A 16,161-nucleotide genomic window follows, 5' to 3' on the forward strand; every position below is an offset into this window, starting at 1 on the left:
TATTATTCGTCTTTTTTAAATTGCTCACATTTTAATTCTAATTCATCTAACATCGCAAGAAGACGATCTACATCTTCTAACTCTACTTCTTCAGGTTCAATTGTATCAATTACTTCAATGAACATATTTAAACGCTCTTTTAAATATACTAATTGTGTATCTTTATCTTGAATTGCTTTTCCCATGAAGGCACTCTCCTTTTAATTCGAGTTGCTTTTATTATACCGCAAAAATGATTGCTATGGGCATGTAATTTCATCAATTTTATAACAGTAATTCATTATAATGTAAGCCCTCTCTCTTTTTTTACAAAAAAGTTTCACTTTATAAAAAGTACATATTCTTCTATTATAGAGAATGGACAAATTGTTATTTCAATAGTCAAAGGAGTATTTCATATGACGATATCACAAATAATGAAGCCGATTACTCCTTCTTACGATCCATGGGAAGCGTATATGGACCTTGAAGAGTACGGCAAACTACTATTAACAAACGTTGAGTTTACAACGACGACGTTATGCAATATGCGTTGCGAGCATTGCGCTGTTGGTTACACATTACAGCCGAAAGATCCAAATCCGCTTCCGATGGAGCTTTTATTAAAACGATTAGATGAGATTCCTCATTTACGTTCTTTAAGTATTACAGGCGGAGAACCTATGCTTTCAAAAAAATCCGTCGACAACTATGTAACACCACTCTTAAAATACGCCCATGAACGAGGCGTTCGCACTCAAATCAACTCAAACTTAACTATAGATTTAGCACGTTACGAACAAATTATTCCCTACTTAGATGTATTGCACATTTCACATAACTGGGGAACAATCGATGACTTCGTTGAAGGCGGATTTGCAATGATGGAGCGTAAGCCTACTTATGAACAGCGCGCTAAATTATTTGAAAGAATGATTACAAATAGTAAAGCTCTATCAGAGGCAGGTGTACTCGTATCAGCCGAAACTATGTTAAACAAACGAACTCTACCACATATTGAACATATTCACCGTCAAATTGTTGAAGAAATGGGCTGTAAACGTCATGAAGTGCACCCGATGTATCCGAGTGACTTCGCTAGCACACTTGAAATTTTAACAAAAGAAGAAATTCGAAATGCAGTTGAACATTTATTAGAGATCCGTGATGAAAATGTGTGGATGTTATTCGGAACATTACCTTTCTATGCATGTAGTGATAATGAACATGATTTAGCTACACTAAAGAAATTACATGAAAGTAAAAATGTAACTGTCCGCAATGATCCAGATGGTCGTTCTCGTTTGAACGTAAATATTTTCGATGGAAATATTATCGTGACCGACTTCGGTGATGTCCCGCTTCTAGGTAATGTACAAACAAATACGCTACAAGAAGCTTACGACAAATGGTGTGACTCAAAAACAGCAAAATCATTAAGTTGCCATTGTCCTGCTGTGAAATGCCTTGGACCAAATGTTCTTGTAAAAAATAGCTACTATCCAAAAGAAGATTTCTTATCAAAAACATCAAACATTATGTTATAAATAAAAAACGTCAGCTTATAGGCTGACGTTTTTTATTTCATTGTGCGTGCGATGAAGAAACAAATTTGAAAAATAAATGATCATGAATTGGAATAGCAGCTCCGATTCCTTGAGATGTAATATTTTTCACGACAAGCCTTTTTTGATTCCCTTTTAACACAAGGTAGACTTCTCCAAATGTTACTTTTCCTTTTTCATTTACTGCTGGTGTATACGCATATAAATATCCAAGTTGACTTGGACTAATATTATAAACACGCTCATGTCCAGTACCATAACCAATAGTTGTTTTAAATGAAAGTGGCAATTGTACTTTTTCAAGCGCTTTTAGAAGCATCATTTTTTTCACATCTGCAGCATCTTTCATATCTGCTGTTAAATCACCTTCGATTGTCTTTTGGGTTTCTTGCTTATAGCGAAGTGGGTATAAGCGATCACCTCCGCGATTATCATATACATTTCGATTTACTTGCTTATATTCCCAATTAATCGATGTATCTATCGACTCATAATTTAATGCCCATTGACCTAAATAAATTTTCGCCCGGTACCCTACCGCAAGCGGTGCATTCGAAATTGTTGTTTCATTAAACATTCGAATTAAATCAGGATTTTCAATTTTGATATTTGCTGTTTTCAATAGTTCTTGAGCAAACTTACTTGGCTGTAAACGCGGTAAATCTTGTGCGTCATTTGGAAATGTATTATCCTTTGAAATATTTAAAACAGATGAAGGCATTTTTACTTCTACCGTTGTCTTTGCAAAACTACTGTTAGGAAATAATAAAATAAACGAGACCATGGTTGAAAGACATATGCTGTATACTCGTTTCACCTGTCTGGCTCCTTCCTATGTAAAGGTATATAAATTACTGTATTTAGTGTTTTCCCTCTGAAGCATTGTTATCCCTATTTTTCATAATAAATAAAAACCAATTCCCATAATGACATACGCAGCTAATAAAGTGCCTCCTTCAAACCAGTTTGTATCCCCATCATTTGAAATAGCGATAGTTAAGAAAACAGCTGTAATCATAGAAACAAGTTCTGGTATTGTAAATACTAAAGGCATCCTTTCTGCAAAAAACATCGAGAGCAGTACTAATACAGGAGCAACAAACATGGCAATTTGTAATGTAGAACCTACTGCAATTTCTACTGCGATATTCACTTTATTTTTATATGCCATAATAATCGCAGATGCATGTTCTGCTGCATTACCAACAATTGCAACGATAATAACCCCTATAAATAACTCTGACCAGCCAAACGACTTTGCGACCGTTTCAAAAGTATGTACGAGGGCCTCTGACACATAAGCAACTGCAAGTGTTGCTATCGCTAAAATGAGTAGCGCTTTACCTTTTGACCACTCTGGCTCTTCCTCATGCGCTACTTCATCACTTTTATGTTGATATACACCACGGTGCGTAACTAACTTAAATAGCAATGCAGCAAGGTACATAATAATCATGATAATAGAAACACCAATACTTAATTGATACGTCTTTCCAGCATCCATCTTCATTGAAAAAATCTCTGGAATAACAAAGGCTACGACAACAGCAAATATTAATAAAGCTGAATTATGCCTTGCATCATAAACATTGAAACTTTGTCTTTTATACTTAAGGCCACCTATAAAGAAGGATAACCCTCCTACCAGTAATAAGTTTCCAAGTACAGAACCAGTTAAGGAGGCTAAAACAACTTCTGTTAACCCTGCCTGAAGTGCAAAAATTGAAATGATAAGTTCAACGGCATTACCGAAAGTTGCATTTAATAAACCACCTATCCGAGGCCCAGAAACAATTGCTAAACTTTCTGTCGCCCTCCCCATAAAACCAGCTAATGCAATAATAGTAATGCAGTATACAGCAAACATAATGGTTTGTGGCCAATGAAATGTTTTCCCGATTACAGAAAGTGGTACACCTATAAGCGCTACTATAAGAAATATTTTATTAAACATGCTTTTCATCCTTCCATCGTATGTATTTCTCCTCGATATTATTATTATTCATCTCCTAACTTGTCCGATTTCATCACAATTACGTTTAAAAAATCGGGTTGAAGAAAACAGTATGAAAGATATTTAAATTATCTTGTTCAGACAGAAAAAATTACAAATTATGAAAAGAGGCTAAAAATATGCACTTAAAAGAAAAAATCGCAACTATTATTCAAGGTCAACGTACTGGTGTATTATCTACTGTACGTAACGATAAACCACATAGCGCCTTTATGATGTTTTTCCATGAAGATTTTGTACTATATGTTGCAACAGATCGAAATTCAAAAAAGATAACAGATATCGAAAAAAATCCCAATGTACATGTACTACTTGGACGTGAAGGAAAGAAATTAGATGAAGATTACATTGAAGTTGAAGGTATAGCTTCCATCGAAGAAGATCAAACATTAAAAAACAAATTTTGGACTAATAGCTTAAAACGCTGGTTACTCGGTGCGGAAGACCCTAATTACGTACTAATAAAAATCAATCCCGATACAATTTATTACATCGATGGTGCTGGTACGACTGAGCCCGAGTTTTTACGACTATAAAATAAAAACAAGCCCCCTTAGGTGGGCTTGTTTTGTCGAAAGGTTCTTCTGAAAAAAACAATAAAATAGGTGGAACTTTCTAAAGATTCTGTTATATAATAGGAGTAACTTAAATACACTGTATTAAAACAGATTGAGGGGAGAAATAAAAATTGATGAAAAGAGAAGAACGAAAAAACATGATTGAGTTTATTGAAAAGAAAAAAGGGATTGAACGTGACGAATTATTATTTATGACGGATGATGAAGTAGAGCATATTTATAATGTAACGTACTTTTTATATGAAGAAATAGCAGAGTAGTATAATAAACCCCCACCTTATTAAATATATAGGGCGGGGGTTTATTTCGTTATTTATCCCGCTATTTGTGGGCAGTAAATTCCCACCTCAAAATTCAGCTGGAGTAAGGACGTTAGGTGGGAGCCCTGTTGCCCATAAACGCCCGATTGGTGAAGGCTACTAATCAGTGGGGGATGCTCCCCCACTGATTAAAGTTTCACTTTATACATGAGAATGATTTTCATGTATAATAATGTAAGATTGGAGGAATGTCACTATGAGTTCATGGCTATTATTCGCACTATTATCAGCAATTGCTGCTGCCCTCGTATCTATTTTTGGAAAGATCGGCTTAGATGGAATCGATGCCAACGTCGCAACAACGATTCGCTCTATTATTATGGCATTATTTATGGTAGGAGTTATTATTATACAAGGTAAATTTCAAAATATCGGTGATGTCCTCCTAAATAAAAAAGCACTGCTATTTATCACATTAAGTGGAATCGCTGGTGCTTCGTCATGGCTATTTTATTTTCTTGCATTAAAAACAGGAAAAGTTTCACAAGTAGCACCTATCGATAAATTAAGTGTAGTATTTTCCATTATTCTCGCGATGATTATATTAGGTGAAAAGTTAAACTTTATGACTGGTATTGGTGTAGTCTTTATTACAGCTGGTGTATTATTTATTGCTTTCAGCTAAAAAACCGCTATTATTAGCGGTTTTGTCTTTTCCTTATGTAAATCCACACAATCAATGTTACAATTGCCGAAACTAATAAAATCCATATTCCATAATGATGTAAACTATATTCAACAAAGCGCCACTTCTCTCCCAGTTTCCAACCTAGGCCAATAAAAACACTTATCCAAATTAGTGCACCACCGTAAGCATACAAACAAAATCGCCACAATGTTAAATTTGAAACTCCAGCAAAATATGCTGTTAAATGACGTACTCCCGGTATAAAGTAACCAATCATTAAAAGAAATGGACCGTATTTTTCAAATAAAATATGTGTTTTTTCAATATGATGTTCCTTAATTCTAACTTTCGGACCATATTTTTTTAAAACAGGGAGCCCAAGTTTTAAACCTAATATGTAACTTAATGTAATGCCAAGCATTGCACCTGCCATTCCACTTAAAAAAGCAGCTGTTCCTGACATAACTCCTTTTGAAATGTTATAGCCAATAAAAGTCAATAAAAACTCATCCGGTATAGGTAATCCAACAATCCCGCCAGCTAAAGCTATAATAATTCCAAAATACCCATAATGTGCGATTAACTCGCCAATATGTTGTTCCATTCGGAAGACACATCCTATACACGATCGTTATTCCATATTGTGCCCATTCTATCTTTAAGACAAACATGGTATACATATTCACTATACATTGTTTTTATAATGAACTCTACTTCTATTCCATTCCTTAAACAGAGATTTAAGCAGTGGTTTTTTTACCCATCTCCACTCATTATTAGCTCGCACCAATCAAGATTTTACGGGCAGCAGGGCTCCCACTTAACTTCCTTGCATTCACTAAATTTTGGAGTAGGAGTCTTACTGCCTATAAATAGCGAGATTAAAAAATAAAAATTCATAGGCTTATTTTTTTGTTACAATAAAGGAAAGTTACTTTTTGCAACGGTTTAACTCTCAGGAAAAATGATATATCTAGCAAAAACATAGTTTGGTCTATATAATGCAACTTCTACCTATTAGAGTAACATGCACCCTTTTACATACAACATCATTTTTCTAAATTATACAGGGGGAACGAACATGACCAGTGAAAAACAATTTATCCAAAAGATTTACTATAAAACATTTTTAACAGAAGACTCTTCCATTCCGGTAGCGGAAGTACTCGGTGAAGCATATATAAATGAATCAAAAAATGAATTCTCCAATATATCTAATATTCGCTTCGCACAAGGTGAAGTTTATTTTCAAACTAACGACTTTGAAGCCGCTATATTCAAATGGGAGAAAGTAAATAATGAACTTGCTCTCTGGGCTATGAAGAATATTGCAGATGCTTATTTCGAATTAGATTTCTTACCAAAAGCAGAAGAAATTTATACATCTATCCAAACAGAAGATACAACTCTTACGATGGAAGTTTCCCTACAACTTCTTTCTCTTTATATAGAGCAAAATCGTTTAGGACTAGCATTTAAGACGATTAGCGAAGCTGTTGCATTTCAACCAGACTATCCAAATATTACTGCAATCGCTCGATCGTTCTATGAAAAACAAGAAGATTGGAATAACGCTATTGAACTCGCTGTTCAAGAAGGAATTCGAACAAAATCATTACACTGGTTCGATACTTTAATCAATTATGTGAACAGAGGCTTTACTAAAAAAATTAAACCTGAGTATTTCTATGAATCTTTAAAAGCCTTATATACAATTGATCAAGTTCAATTTAAAGAGCTTGTTATCTCACTTTGGAACAGCTATGAAAATGAATCATTCCATCTACCTTGGATTCAAACAATAAATCACCTATTCTTACATATTGAAGTAGATGCTCATGACGATTGGAATGAAATTTCTACTCGCTATCAAGAGACGTACTTCGAATTGATTACTGGACAACATTTCATGCACGAATTACAAGGACTTGTACCAGATTTATTAACAAATTGGTTTAGTTTAACGAGAGCGGAAGATTCTTTACTTGTCTCCGCAGCAGTATTAGCATGGAATGAAGTTTCACCGACAACTCTAGAATCATTACTCGTAAAAAGCGCAGGTGCCTTACTTTCAAATGCATCAGCTCATGCAAATGTTGATATGGCAGACGTATCGGCATTATTTGAAACGATTGCTGTATGGGCTGAGAAGAATGATGTAGATTTAGGTCATCAATTCACACTACTTGTTCGTGAGTTATACGATTTAACGGTTACACAACTTCTAGTAGCAGGCGCTAGCGATTATGATAAGTCAGCCTTTATTAACTCTATACTAGGAGAAAATATATTAAATGAGGCTATAACAACTTCAATTACATTTAAAGATGATAGTCAAACTGAAATAACTGAGCTTACAGAACTAGATATACGAAATATACCAAACTTTGACGAACTTCATAACATACTAGCGGTACCTTCTCAGTCAGAACTAGAAAGAAAATGTATTGAAGTTAAATTACCAAGTAGATTTTTACGAAAAAATAAGTTTTCATTCCTTGTCACACCTACTGTGCATGGACAACTTGACAAAAACAGCTCTCACTTTGAATACTTACAGGCAGCAGATAGTCTCATCTATGTACTAAATTCAGCTTCACCATTACATGATGAAGAGCTCGATACATTATTATATATTCGTGAGCAAGTACCAAATTTACAAATTCAATTCGTCTTACAAACAATTGATACGAATACTAGTGAAAATATTACGAACAGCATTAAAAAGAAAATACTCATACATTTCCCAGAAACGCAATTTTTCCCCTACTCTCCTTCACAAGAGAGTAGTGAACAGCTAGGTAACGTAACAGACTCTATTCTTTCTAACCTTACTCAGCGTAACGTGGAAAAAGAACGCATTGAAAAATTATTATGGTTTATCCAAAAAACAATTGCATACCTTGTAAATGAACGTGTGGAATTAGAAAATACGTTAGTGAAATCCGTCCGCTGGAATAAACATATTTTAGTAAAACTTGATGGTTTTATTAATAATCTTACTGCCATTCAAAAAGATAAAATTCGTTCTATTACAGAATCTTATATCTTAACGAAAGAAGAGATTACGCAGGATATACATTCTCAAATTCCTGAATTGTTGCAGAGTTGCTCTGATCTTGTTCAAGAAGATAGTGATTTCAAATTGGTCCATGAAGAACTAAATGTAGCGATGAATGAAAGAATTCAAAAACATGTACAGCAAGTGCTTCTTCCTAAATTTACTGGGTCTATTCAAGAATGGATTGAAACTGCTCATAATGAATTCATTCAAGCTCAGGCTTATTTAGATGAAATGGGCGATACCTTTAATAAGCTCTATGAGGAAGAGCGTATTAAACTTCCTTGTGATTTCAAATTACTAGATGACTGGGATAGAGATGTTGCAAGAATGACGAATAGAATTACGGTAGCTAACATCAATATTTTATTACGCTTTACACCGACACAATTTTTCTTAAAGAGTGCAGGGAAATTATTCGGTAATATGCAAAAAAATCAATCTATGCTATCAAATAAATATAAACAATATATTGAAACAGAAGATTATACAGAAGTTGCTCAGATGATTTCAAAACAATTCTTCCTTCAATTTGAAGTATTTGAAGGTGCGCTAGAACGGGATATCATGATGTTCTTTAAAGACCCTCTTAGCATATTGAAACAAACCGTAGAAGCAGCCCAACTTGAAATACAAGAAGATGAGCAAACATTAACAAAGCTAAGAACAAACCCAGAAACTTATCATGATCCTTTAACACTCTTTAAATTGCAATTGTTACAACGAAAATTCATGTTAAATATCGACCGAAACAATGAAAACATTGCTTCACAAGAAACAATAAATAACACACCAACTGTTTAAATAAGAAAAACCAAGCAACTAATTCGCTTGGTTTTTCTTATTTCTAATTTACAATTTTCACATGTTCAAATGGATAATATATCGCCATGAGCTTTCCTAATACTTCTGTTCTATCAATGAGTCCTAAGCCGTTCCTACTATCCCTACTAACTAAACGATTATCTCCCATCACAAAAATTTTATTTTTAGGAATTGTAATCGGTCCAAAATCTTCAGTTAAATTGATAAGTAATTTTTCTGCCTGTTTTTTATTATTCTTTAAATACTCTTCGTTTTTCACTTGATGATTAACATATAATTGATCATTCTTCATCTCAATTACATCTCCTGGTAATCCAATAACTCTCTTCACGTAGAAATTATCTGTCTTCACGACAATAATATCCTCTCTCTCATAACTTTCAAATCTCTTTGCAAGTTTATTAATAATTACTTTATCTCCATCTTGTAACGTCGGCCTCATCGATGCTCCTTTTACAGTCGTAGGAAAAAACAAAAAGATTTTTGCCAAAAACACCAATAAACATGCAATTGCAATTATTTCAAAGAATTCACGCAAACGTTTTTTCTTTTGCATCATTCCACCATCTCATCATCTTTTTATTTTTATTATAAGTACTCCGACTGGTGAATTTCCACAAAATTCTGAATTATAACATTGGAATATTACAAATATAAAATGATAATCCCTATAAATTCATTATTTTTATATACTATATTTCCCATCTATCAAGCAGGATTTCCCCTATGAAATCCATGCTTAGAAAGTACACAATACTGCACGAATTAAATAAATATAATAGCATAGCAATAAAAAAGATACTCTCAAAATAGTCTATCAACTATTTTTGAGAGTATCTTTTTATAATCCTACATATACAATACACATCTGCGCTGCGACATATGTAAACCAAATCCAAAGTGGTTCATACTTCAGTTTGCGCCCTCCGATATCTGTCACGCCTATAATAAAATCAGAAATCACAAACAGTAAACCACCAAGTGCTGGTATCCACCATATTCCTATATTCTCGTAATATAAGGCGAATGCAAAACATGCCATTCCTCCAACCCACAAACCGTAAATTAAAGCGCCTATTGTAAAAAGTTTGTCTTGTTTTTCATTTCGAATAAAGAAAAACCACCCTATAATTAGAAAAAGTCCGTATACGAGTAAACCGATCCAAAAACCATTCCATGAAATACCTGTTTGTAAAAATGCTTTCACATAGAAACAATGCGCAAGAGCGAAAGTAACCATTCCTCCAATTAATCGATGACCAATTGGAATTAATCCTGCCATAAATAAATCCCCTACAGTTGATAAAGTCATACCGAGTGCAACCCACGTACTATACTCAACCGATGGATCTTGTAACCATATCCAAATTGCACTTCCTGTTAAAGAAAAACTAAGAATAAGACGAACCGCTAAAGGTAACGGCATATTATTTCTCGTTCTCTTCGTCTGTCCTATTGCATAAATTGCTCCCATTACAAAAAGAATAATTTGCCCGACTAACACAATGTAAAGTACATTCATAATATGTTCTCCTCAATAAATGCTTTATTCTATCTTTTTTTCGTTACATATAGCACGTTCTCCTTTTTCTATGTAAAAAAAGAAGAACAATACTGTTCTTCCATTTTAATCGTTTTTCTGTTCTCTATGCTACTTGTTTTTTTTGCTCAACTTTCTTTTTAACCGGGTTACGATTTACTACAATAATTCCCGCTGCGACACATGCTAAACCAAATAGTACAAAGGAATGAATGGCTTCCCCTAAAATCAGACTTGATAGTAGCACACCAAACACTGGTATAAAGAACATATACATCGAGACTTTCCCTACTTTGTTATACTTCATAATTGTATTCCATATACAGAATCCCGCTGCTGATAAGAACGATAAATATATGAGCATAAGTATTGCATGTAGATTAAATGCGAATGGCATCATTCCAACTCGAAATGCACCTATGCATAGCAACCCAATTGATCCGAAAATCATCTGATATGCTGTCATATACCCAATATCTAATGTTTTACTACCTTCTTTCGCTAATATGTTTCCATACGAATACATCATCGCTGCCCCAAGAAGTAATAAGCTACCTATTCCAAAATGAAATGATAAACTTCCATCACTCGGTACATTCACTAAAATCACACCGCAAAAACCGATAGCTACTCCAATTACTTTTCTCCTATTTAGAGCATCATCTTTATATAAAAAGTGTGCGAGTAAAATTTGAAAGAATGATGATGTTCCTGAAATAATCGCTCCTTCAATTCCTGAGCTGTAACTCATTCCAATATAAAAACATATATATTGAAGAAAAGTTTGAAACAAGCCAATTTGAACTAACTGCTTTCCTGTTCCTTTTTTGAACTTCATATCTTTTCCTAACGCTTTAAAAAATAATAAGAGCATTACACCAGATAAGAAAAAGCGATAGCCAGCAAATAATATTTGTTCCCCGACTTCTTGTGGCTGAATTCCAAGTTCAGCATAGCTTAATTTAATAAAGGGAAATGCGCTTCCCCATAAAAATGTTGCTACTATTGCAGCAATAAACACGCCAATCGGATGGGTAAAAAATTTCTCTGTCTTCAACTTGCTGTCTTCCTTTCCGACCTTTTTATGAACAATATTCATATATACCAAAGGAAATGCGAAAACACAAGTTTTCAGTTTATCCCGCTATTTGCTGGGCAGTAAAACTCCCACCTCCAAATTTGGCTGGGCAAAGAAGTTAGATGGGAGCCCTGCTGCCCGTAAAAGCCCGATTGGTGAGGGCTAATAATTAGTGTGGGATGAACAAAACTCCCACTAATTAAAGTTTCACTTTATACTAAAACAAAAACATATCATCTAAGAAAAACATATGCTATACTATAGAATAATTACAACATAATAACTATTAAAATCAGATTTAACAGAAATGCTGCTATCCATTATGGATGGCAGCTTTCGTCGTTTTATAGGGGTTTCGATTTTGATTCTTTTTCTCAATAAGAATTCGGAAGGAGCGAGTATTAATGAACGCAGAAGTAAAAACATTACAAGCACAAAAAGATATTTCTCATCCCTCTTTATGGGATACATTAAAGAAACATTATGAACTTATATTTGCAATCGCATCTGGTATTTTTATTTTAGCTGGTTGGTTATTCACAAAAAATGATGCAATAAGTGCAGGTATTACTTTCTATATCCTTGCTTATGTAATTGGAGGATTTGCAAAAGCGAAAGAAGGTATTGAAGACACAATTGAAGAGAAAGAGCTAAATGTTGAAATGCTCATGATTTTTGCAGCTATCGGTGCCGCAGTTATCGGTTACTGGGCAGAAGGTGCTATTTTAATCTTCATCTTTGCATTAAGCGGAGCAATGGAATCTTATACATTAAGTAAAAGCCAAAAAGAAATTTCAGCGCTTCTTGATCTACAACCTGAAGAAGCATTACGTATTTCACATGGAACCGAGGAACGTGTTCCAGTTGGACAATTACAAATTAACGATATTATTTTAATTAAGCCAGGTGAGCGTGTTCCTGCTGATGGCACAATTCATAATGGTGAAACAAATATTGATGAAGCAGCTATTACAGGAGAACCTATTCCGAATGAGAAAAAATTCGGCGATGAAGTATTTGCCGGCACTGTAAATTTACGTGGTGCTATCGAAGTTAAAATTACGAAGCCGAGCGATCAAACATTATTCCAAAAGATTATTCGTCTCGTTCAAAGTGCACAAAGCGAAAAATCACCATCACAACTATTCATCGAAAAATTTGAAGGAACATACGTAAAAGGTGTGCTACTCGTTGTTGCGCTTATGATGTTCGTTCCTCATTTCTTACTTGATTGGAGTTGGAATGAAACGTTTTATCGCGCTATGATCTTACTTGTAGTCGCTTCTCCTTGTGCGCTAGTTGCAGCCATTACACCGGCAACTTTATCAGCAATTTCAAACGGAGCGAGAAACGGTATTCTCTTTAAAGGTGGTATTCATTTAGAACGTCTAGCTTCAGTAAAGGCGATTGCCTTTGATAAAACAGGAACATTAACACAAGGAAAACCTACTGTAACAGATGTATATGTTCGAAAAGGCATAGCAGAAAGTGAAGTACTTTCTATTACAGCAGCGATTGAAAGTCACTCTACACATCCTTTAGCAGAATCGATTGTTAAATATGCAAAACATGCTTACGACATTACGATAAAAAAACCAGAAAACGTGGAAGATGTAACTGGTTTTGGATTAAAAGGAATATTAGAAAACAAAGCTTATAAAATTGGTAAAGCTGATTTTATCGGGGAAGAAACAAAAACATTTCATAATGGCATTTCTGCCTCACTTGAAAAAGAGGGGAAAACTGTCGTTTATATTAGTGATGAGGATGGTATTCTTGGACTGATCGCTTTAAAAGATACCCTTCGCCAAGAAACAATAGCTGCTATTCGTGATTTACAAAGCATTGGTGTCGAAGCAATCATGATTACTGGTGATAATGAAGAAACAGCAAAAGCAATTGCCAATGAAAGTAATATAAAAGAATATTACGCATCATGTTTACCGGAAACAAAAGTTGAAACGATAAAGCAGTTAAAAGAAAAGTATGGCATAGTCGCCATGGTTGGAGATGGTATAAACGATGCACCTGCACTCGCTACTGCTAGTATTGGTGTTGCAATGGGTGAAGGAACAGACGTAGCATTAGAGACTGCAGACGTTGTTCTTATGAAGAACGAATTATCTCGTCTCTCTCAAGCAATCCGTTTATCAAAACGAATGAACCGTATTGTGAAGCAAAACGTTATCTTCTCTTTAGCTGTCATTGCAATGCTGATTTGTTCTAACTTCTTGCAGTTTTTAGCTCTTCCATTCGGTGTTATTGGACATGAAGGAAGTACCATTCTTGTAATTTTGAATGGCTTACGATTATTAAAAGGAAACAAATAAAACGGGTCCCTCATAGAGGACCCGTTTTTTTTAATGGTAGCTATTATGACCGTTCGCACTACTACTCGTCTTATGCTTTGGATGCGAACTGCTCTTTTGTTTGTTATTTTTATTATTGTGGTTCTTTTTATTATTACTCATGAAATATCCCCCCTGTTCCTTTTTATTATGGAACAAGAGCTCACTTTTCATTACGGGAATTATTGTCACCCGTTCTATAATGATGGAGTAAACCATTAATTTCACCGCCAAGTAAAATTACCCATCCAGTTAAGTAAAACCATAACATTAAAATAATGATACCACCGAGACCACCATATGTATTGGCGTAATTCGCAAACTTATCTACATAATAAGCAAATGAGTACGATACCATAATCCATCCTACAGTAGCAAATAACGCTCCTGAAATGACTTCTCTTCTTTTTAATTTCCGATCTGGTGCAAACGTATATAAAAAACTAAACAAGGCAAATAGTACGAAGAAACTCGCTACTAACCGTGTAATACTCCACACGTAAGAAAAACTATCTGATAAACCGAGCGCTTTAAACACCGCTGCTCCAATAACTTGTCCGAATACCGGGACAATTAACGCAAAGACAATCATAAAAATGATAGCTAATGTAAACACAATTGATAACGCTCTTGTTTTAATAAAAGAACGTGTTTCTTTCACATCATAAGCACGGTTAAAAGCGTTCATAACCGCATTCACCCCATTTGAAGCAAACCATAACATTGAAAGTAAACCAAATGATAATAAACCACCATTTTGTTCGTTTACAACTTTATCTACGTTTACTTCAATTAAGTTCATCGCATCATCTGGTACATAAACCTCTAATAAACTAAGCACATCCTCTGTTTGAATGGGAATAAATCCAAGAAGCGTAATTAAGAAAACGAGCCCAGGAAAAATTGCAAGCAAGAAGAAATAAGCGAGCTGTGCTGCCAAGCCCGCTACATCATCGCGCATTGTCCGGTCATATAAATCTTTTCCAAACGAATAAGTGCGATTTCTTCTCACCTTTTCTAAAATTTTTCTCATATATGTTTAAACGCTTTTCTTCTCTTCTTTATCTTGCTTTAACTCAATGTACGCTTCAGTTTTTTTTCCCTCTGCATTTGAGTCTTTCATAAATAATTCACGCGCTTCTTTCATACCGCCATCTTCAGCAACTACCGGCTCTTCTTCTGCTTTAAGCTCATCTACCTTTGGAGATACAGCTTGAATTTCAATCGTTTCTGGCTTTTCTTCTCGCTCAACTTTTCTCTTACTAAAAATTTCTTTCGTTTCTTTTAACGTTTCTACAACAGACGGCGTCAATTTTTTAATTTCTGCTACTTTCGCTTTCACTACATTGAAATCAGCAAGCTCGCGTCCTTTATCTGTAACAGTTTGCACTTTTTCTTTGATTTTCGCATTTTCACCAATTTCAATCATCTTTGTTTTTGCTTTTTCTGCCGTATTTTTTACTTTTTCACGGTTTTCTTTCTTTAACATAGATACAGCTACCCCTGCAGCTACACCAATCGCAATGTTTCGAGCAATATTATTTTTCTTTGCCATATTCCTTCACCCTTTCATTTCTTATATTAGAAAGTATTACTTTCTAAGCTTCCTCATATTCCTTGTTCATTTCGAATGAAAGCTACTAGCTTTGCACACCCTTCTGTTACAAGGTCATACACTTCTTGGAAGTTCCCTGTAAAGTAAGGGTCAGGAACGTCTGTCCAGCCACCGTCTGGAACAAAATCGGACAGTCTACCAATATAGCCTCCAGTTTTACCAAAACTTTTTAAATCCGCTATATTCTTGTTGTCCATGGCAATAATATAATCAAACTTTGTTAAGTCTTCTTTTTCTACTTGCCGTGCTTTAATTCCTTCAAAAGAGACTTCATTTTCTTTTAAAATTTTTTGTGTTCCTTTATGTGGTGGATTACCAACATGCCAATCTCCAGTTCCTGCAGAATCAATGACAATTTTCTCTTCGAGTCCCTCTTTTACGACAAGATCTCGAAAAATTGCTTCTGCCATTGGAGAACGACAAATGTTCCCAAGACAAACAAACAATACTCGGACCATATTTTTGTTTCTTCCCTTCTTGGTGCATTTCTTAATATATATCTATAGTATAAACAACCAATTATTAATTATAAAGGAAATCCCTACTAATTTAATAGGATTGAAAAGTTTCATTAACGAAAATGATAAAAAAATGTTAAGATAACCTTATG

Annotated in this window: 16 protein-coding genes; 6 read left to right on the forward strand and 10 right to left on the reverse strand. The window is 34.6% G+C overall.

Annotated features, from left to right (window positions below; all coding sequences use genetic code 11):
* Window positions 1–2 precede the first annotated feature (2 nt).
* Complete coding sequence (locus QCI75_RS24435) at window positions 3–185, reverse strand: SE1561 family protein (protein ID WP_000513558.1); 183 nt, start codon at window positions 183–185, stop codon at window positions 3–5.
* 213 nt (window positions 186–398) lie between these two features.
* Between QCI75_RS24435 and yfkAB the strand changes: the two genes are divergently transcribed.
* The gene (gene yfkAB / locus QCI75_RS24440; RefSeq protein WP_002125019.1) at window positions 399–1,526 is read left to right on the forward strand and encodes a radical SAM/CxCxxxxC motif protein YfkAB; all 1,128 of its coding nucleotides are present in this window, start codon (window positions 399–401) and stop codon (window positions 1,524–1,526) included.
* 37 nt (window positions 1,527–1,563) lie between these two features.
* Here yfkAB and QCI75_RS24445 read toward each other — a convergent pair whose 3' ends face one another.
* Together QCI75_RS24445 and cax are read right to left on the reverse strand one after the other, a co-directional pair.
* Window positions 1,564–2,361 (reverse strand): YfkD famly protein, encoded by a 798-nt coding sequence (locus tag QCI75_RS24445; protein WP_002151668.1) that lies wholly within the window; start codon window positions 2,359–2,361, stop codon window positions 1,564–1,566.
* 81 nt (window positions 2,362–2,442) lie between these two features.
* Window positions 2,443–3,498, reverse strand: a complete 1,056-nt coding sequence (gene cax / locus QCI75_RS24450; protein WP_144505821.1) for a calcium/proton exchanger — start codon at window positions 3,496–3,498, stop codon at window positions 2,443–2,445.
* 179 nt (window positions 3,499–3,677) lie between these two features.
* Between cax and QCI75_RS24455 the strand changes: the two genes are divergently transcribed.
* The 3 genes from QCI75_RS24455 to QCI75_RS24465 all read left to right on the forward strand — a co-directional run bounded on the left by QCI75_RS24455 (window position 3,678) and on the right by QCI75_RS24465 (window position 5,081).
* Window positions 3,678–4,094 carry a pyridoxamine 5'-phosphate oxidase family protein gene (locus QCI75_RS24455; RefSeq protein WP_002125015.1) on the forward strand — a complete coding sequence of 139 codons (417 nt, stop codon included), beginning with the start codon at window positions 3,678–3,680 and terminating at the stop codon, window positions 4,092–4,094.
* A gap of 155 nt (window positions 4,095–4,249) precedes the next feature.
* Window positions 4,250–4,396: a BH0509 family protein gene (locus QCI75_RS24460; protein ID WP_000817786.1), complete on the forward strand. Its 147-nt coding sequence runs from the start codon at window positions 4,250–4,252 to the stop codon at window positions 4,394–4,396.
* A gap of 256 nt (window positions 4,397–4,652) precedes the next feature.
* On the forward strand, window positions 4,653–5,081 hold the full coding sequence (locus tag QCI75_RS24465; protein WP_002115869.1) for an EamA family transporter: 429 nt from the start codon (window positions 4,653–4,655) through the stop codon (window positions 5,079–5,081).
* A gap of 13 nt (window positions 5,082–5,094) precedes the next feature.
* Here the strand turns inward: QCI75_RS24465 and QCI75_RS24470 are convergent, their stop codons facing one another.
* Window positions 5,095–5,688, reverse strand: a complete 594-nt coding sequence (locus QCI75_RS24470) for a DedA family protein (RefSeq protein WP_002115865.1) — start codon at window positions 5,686–5,688, stop codon at window positions 5,095–5,097.
* A 477-nt stretch (window positions 5,689–6,165) separates the two neighbouring features.
* On the opposite strand from QCI75_RS24470, the gene QCI75_RS24475 reads away from it, so the two are divergent.
* Window positions 6,166–8,949 carry a tetratricopeptide repeat protein gene (locus QCI75_RS24475; protein ID WP_144505820.1) on the forward strand — a complete coding sequence of 928 codons (2,784 nt, stop codon included), beginning with the start codon at window positions 6,166–6,168 and terminating at the stop codon, window positions 8,947–8,949.
* A 43-nt stretch (window positions 8,950–8,992) separates the two neighbouring features.
* Here the strand turns inward: QCI75_RS24475 and lepB are convergent, their stop codons facing one another.
* The 3 genes from lepB to QCI75_RS24490 all read right to left on the reverse strand — a co-directional run bounded on the left by lepB (window position 8,993) and on the right by QCI75_RS24490 (window position 11,567).
* Complete coding sequence (lepB, locus tag QCI75_RS24480; protein WP_098780342.1) at window positions 8,993–9,529, reverse strand: signal peptidase I; 537 nt, start codon at window positions 9,527–9,529, stop codon at window positions 8,993–8,995.
* A 282-nt stretch (window positions 9,530–9,811) separates the two neighbouring features.
* The gene (locus QCI75_RS24485; RefSeq protein ID WP_078185170.1) at window positions 9,812–10,492 is read right to left on the reverse strand and encodes a lysoplasmalogenase; all 681 of its coding nucleotides are present in this window, start codon (window positions 10,490–10,492) and stop codon (window positions 9,812–9,814) included.
* A gap of 124 nt (window positions 10,493–10,616) precedes the next feature.
* Window positions 10,617–11,567 carry a DMT family transporter gene (locus QCI75_RS24490; RefSeq protein ID WP_353761571.1) on the reverse strand — a complete coding sequence of 317 codons (951 nt, stop codon included), beginning with the start codon at window positions 11,565–11,567 and terminating at the stop codon, window positions 10,617–10,619.
* A gap of 689 nt (window positions 11,568–12,256) precedes the next feature.
* On the opposite strand from QCI75_RS24490, the gene QCI75_RS24495 reads away from it, so the two are divergent.
* Entirely contained in the window at window positions 12,257–13,918 is a 1,662-nt protein-coding gene (locus QCI75_RS24495) for a heavy metal translocating P-type ATPase (RefSeq protein WP_483299477.1), read from the forward strand.
* 181 nt (window positions 13,919–14,099) lie between these two features.
* On the opposite strand, the gene QCI75_RS24500 is transcribed toward QCI75_RS24495, so the two are convergent.
* From QCI75_RS24500 to QCI75_RS24510, 3 genes are read right to left on the reverse strand one after another with little or no spacing between them, the layout of a single operon-like run.
* Window positions 14,100–14,969 (reverse strand): YihY/virulence factor BrkB family protein, encoded by an 870-nt coding sequence (locus QCI75_RS24500; RefSeq protein WP_144505816.1) that lies wholly within the window; start codon window positions 14,967–14,969, stop codon window positions 14,100–14,102.
* 6 nt (window positions 14,970–14,975) lie between these two features.
* Complete coding sequence (locus QCI75_RS24505) at window positions 14,976–15,491, reverse strand: DUF4075 domain-containing protein (protein WP_144505815.1); 516 nt, start codon at window positions 15,489–15,491, stop codon at window positions 14,976–14,978.
* A 53-nt stretch (window positions 15,492–15,544) separates the two neighbouring features.
* Window positions 15,545–16,009 (reverse strand): low molecular weight protein-tyrosine-phosphatase, encoded by a 465-nt coding sequence (locus QCI75_RS24510; protein WP_353761333.1) that lies wholly within the window; start codon window positions 16,007–16,009, stop codon window positions 15,545–15,547.
* Window positions 16,010–16,161 lie beyond the last annotated feature (152 nt).

Origin of the sequence: Bacillus cereus group sp. RP43 (assembly GCF_040459645.1) — a bacterium.
Lineage (GTDB): Bacteria > Bacillota > Bacilli > Bacillales > Bacillaceae_G > Bacillus_A > Bacillus_A mycoides_C.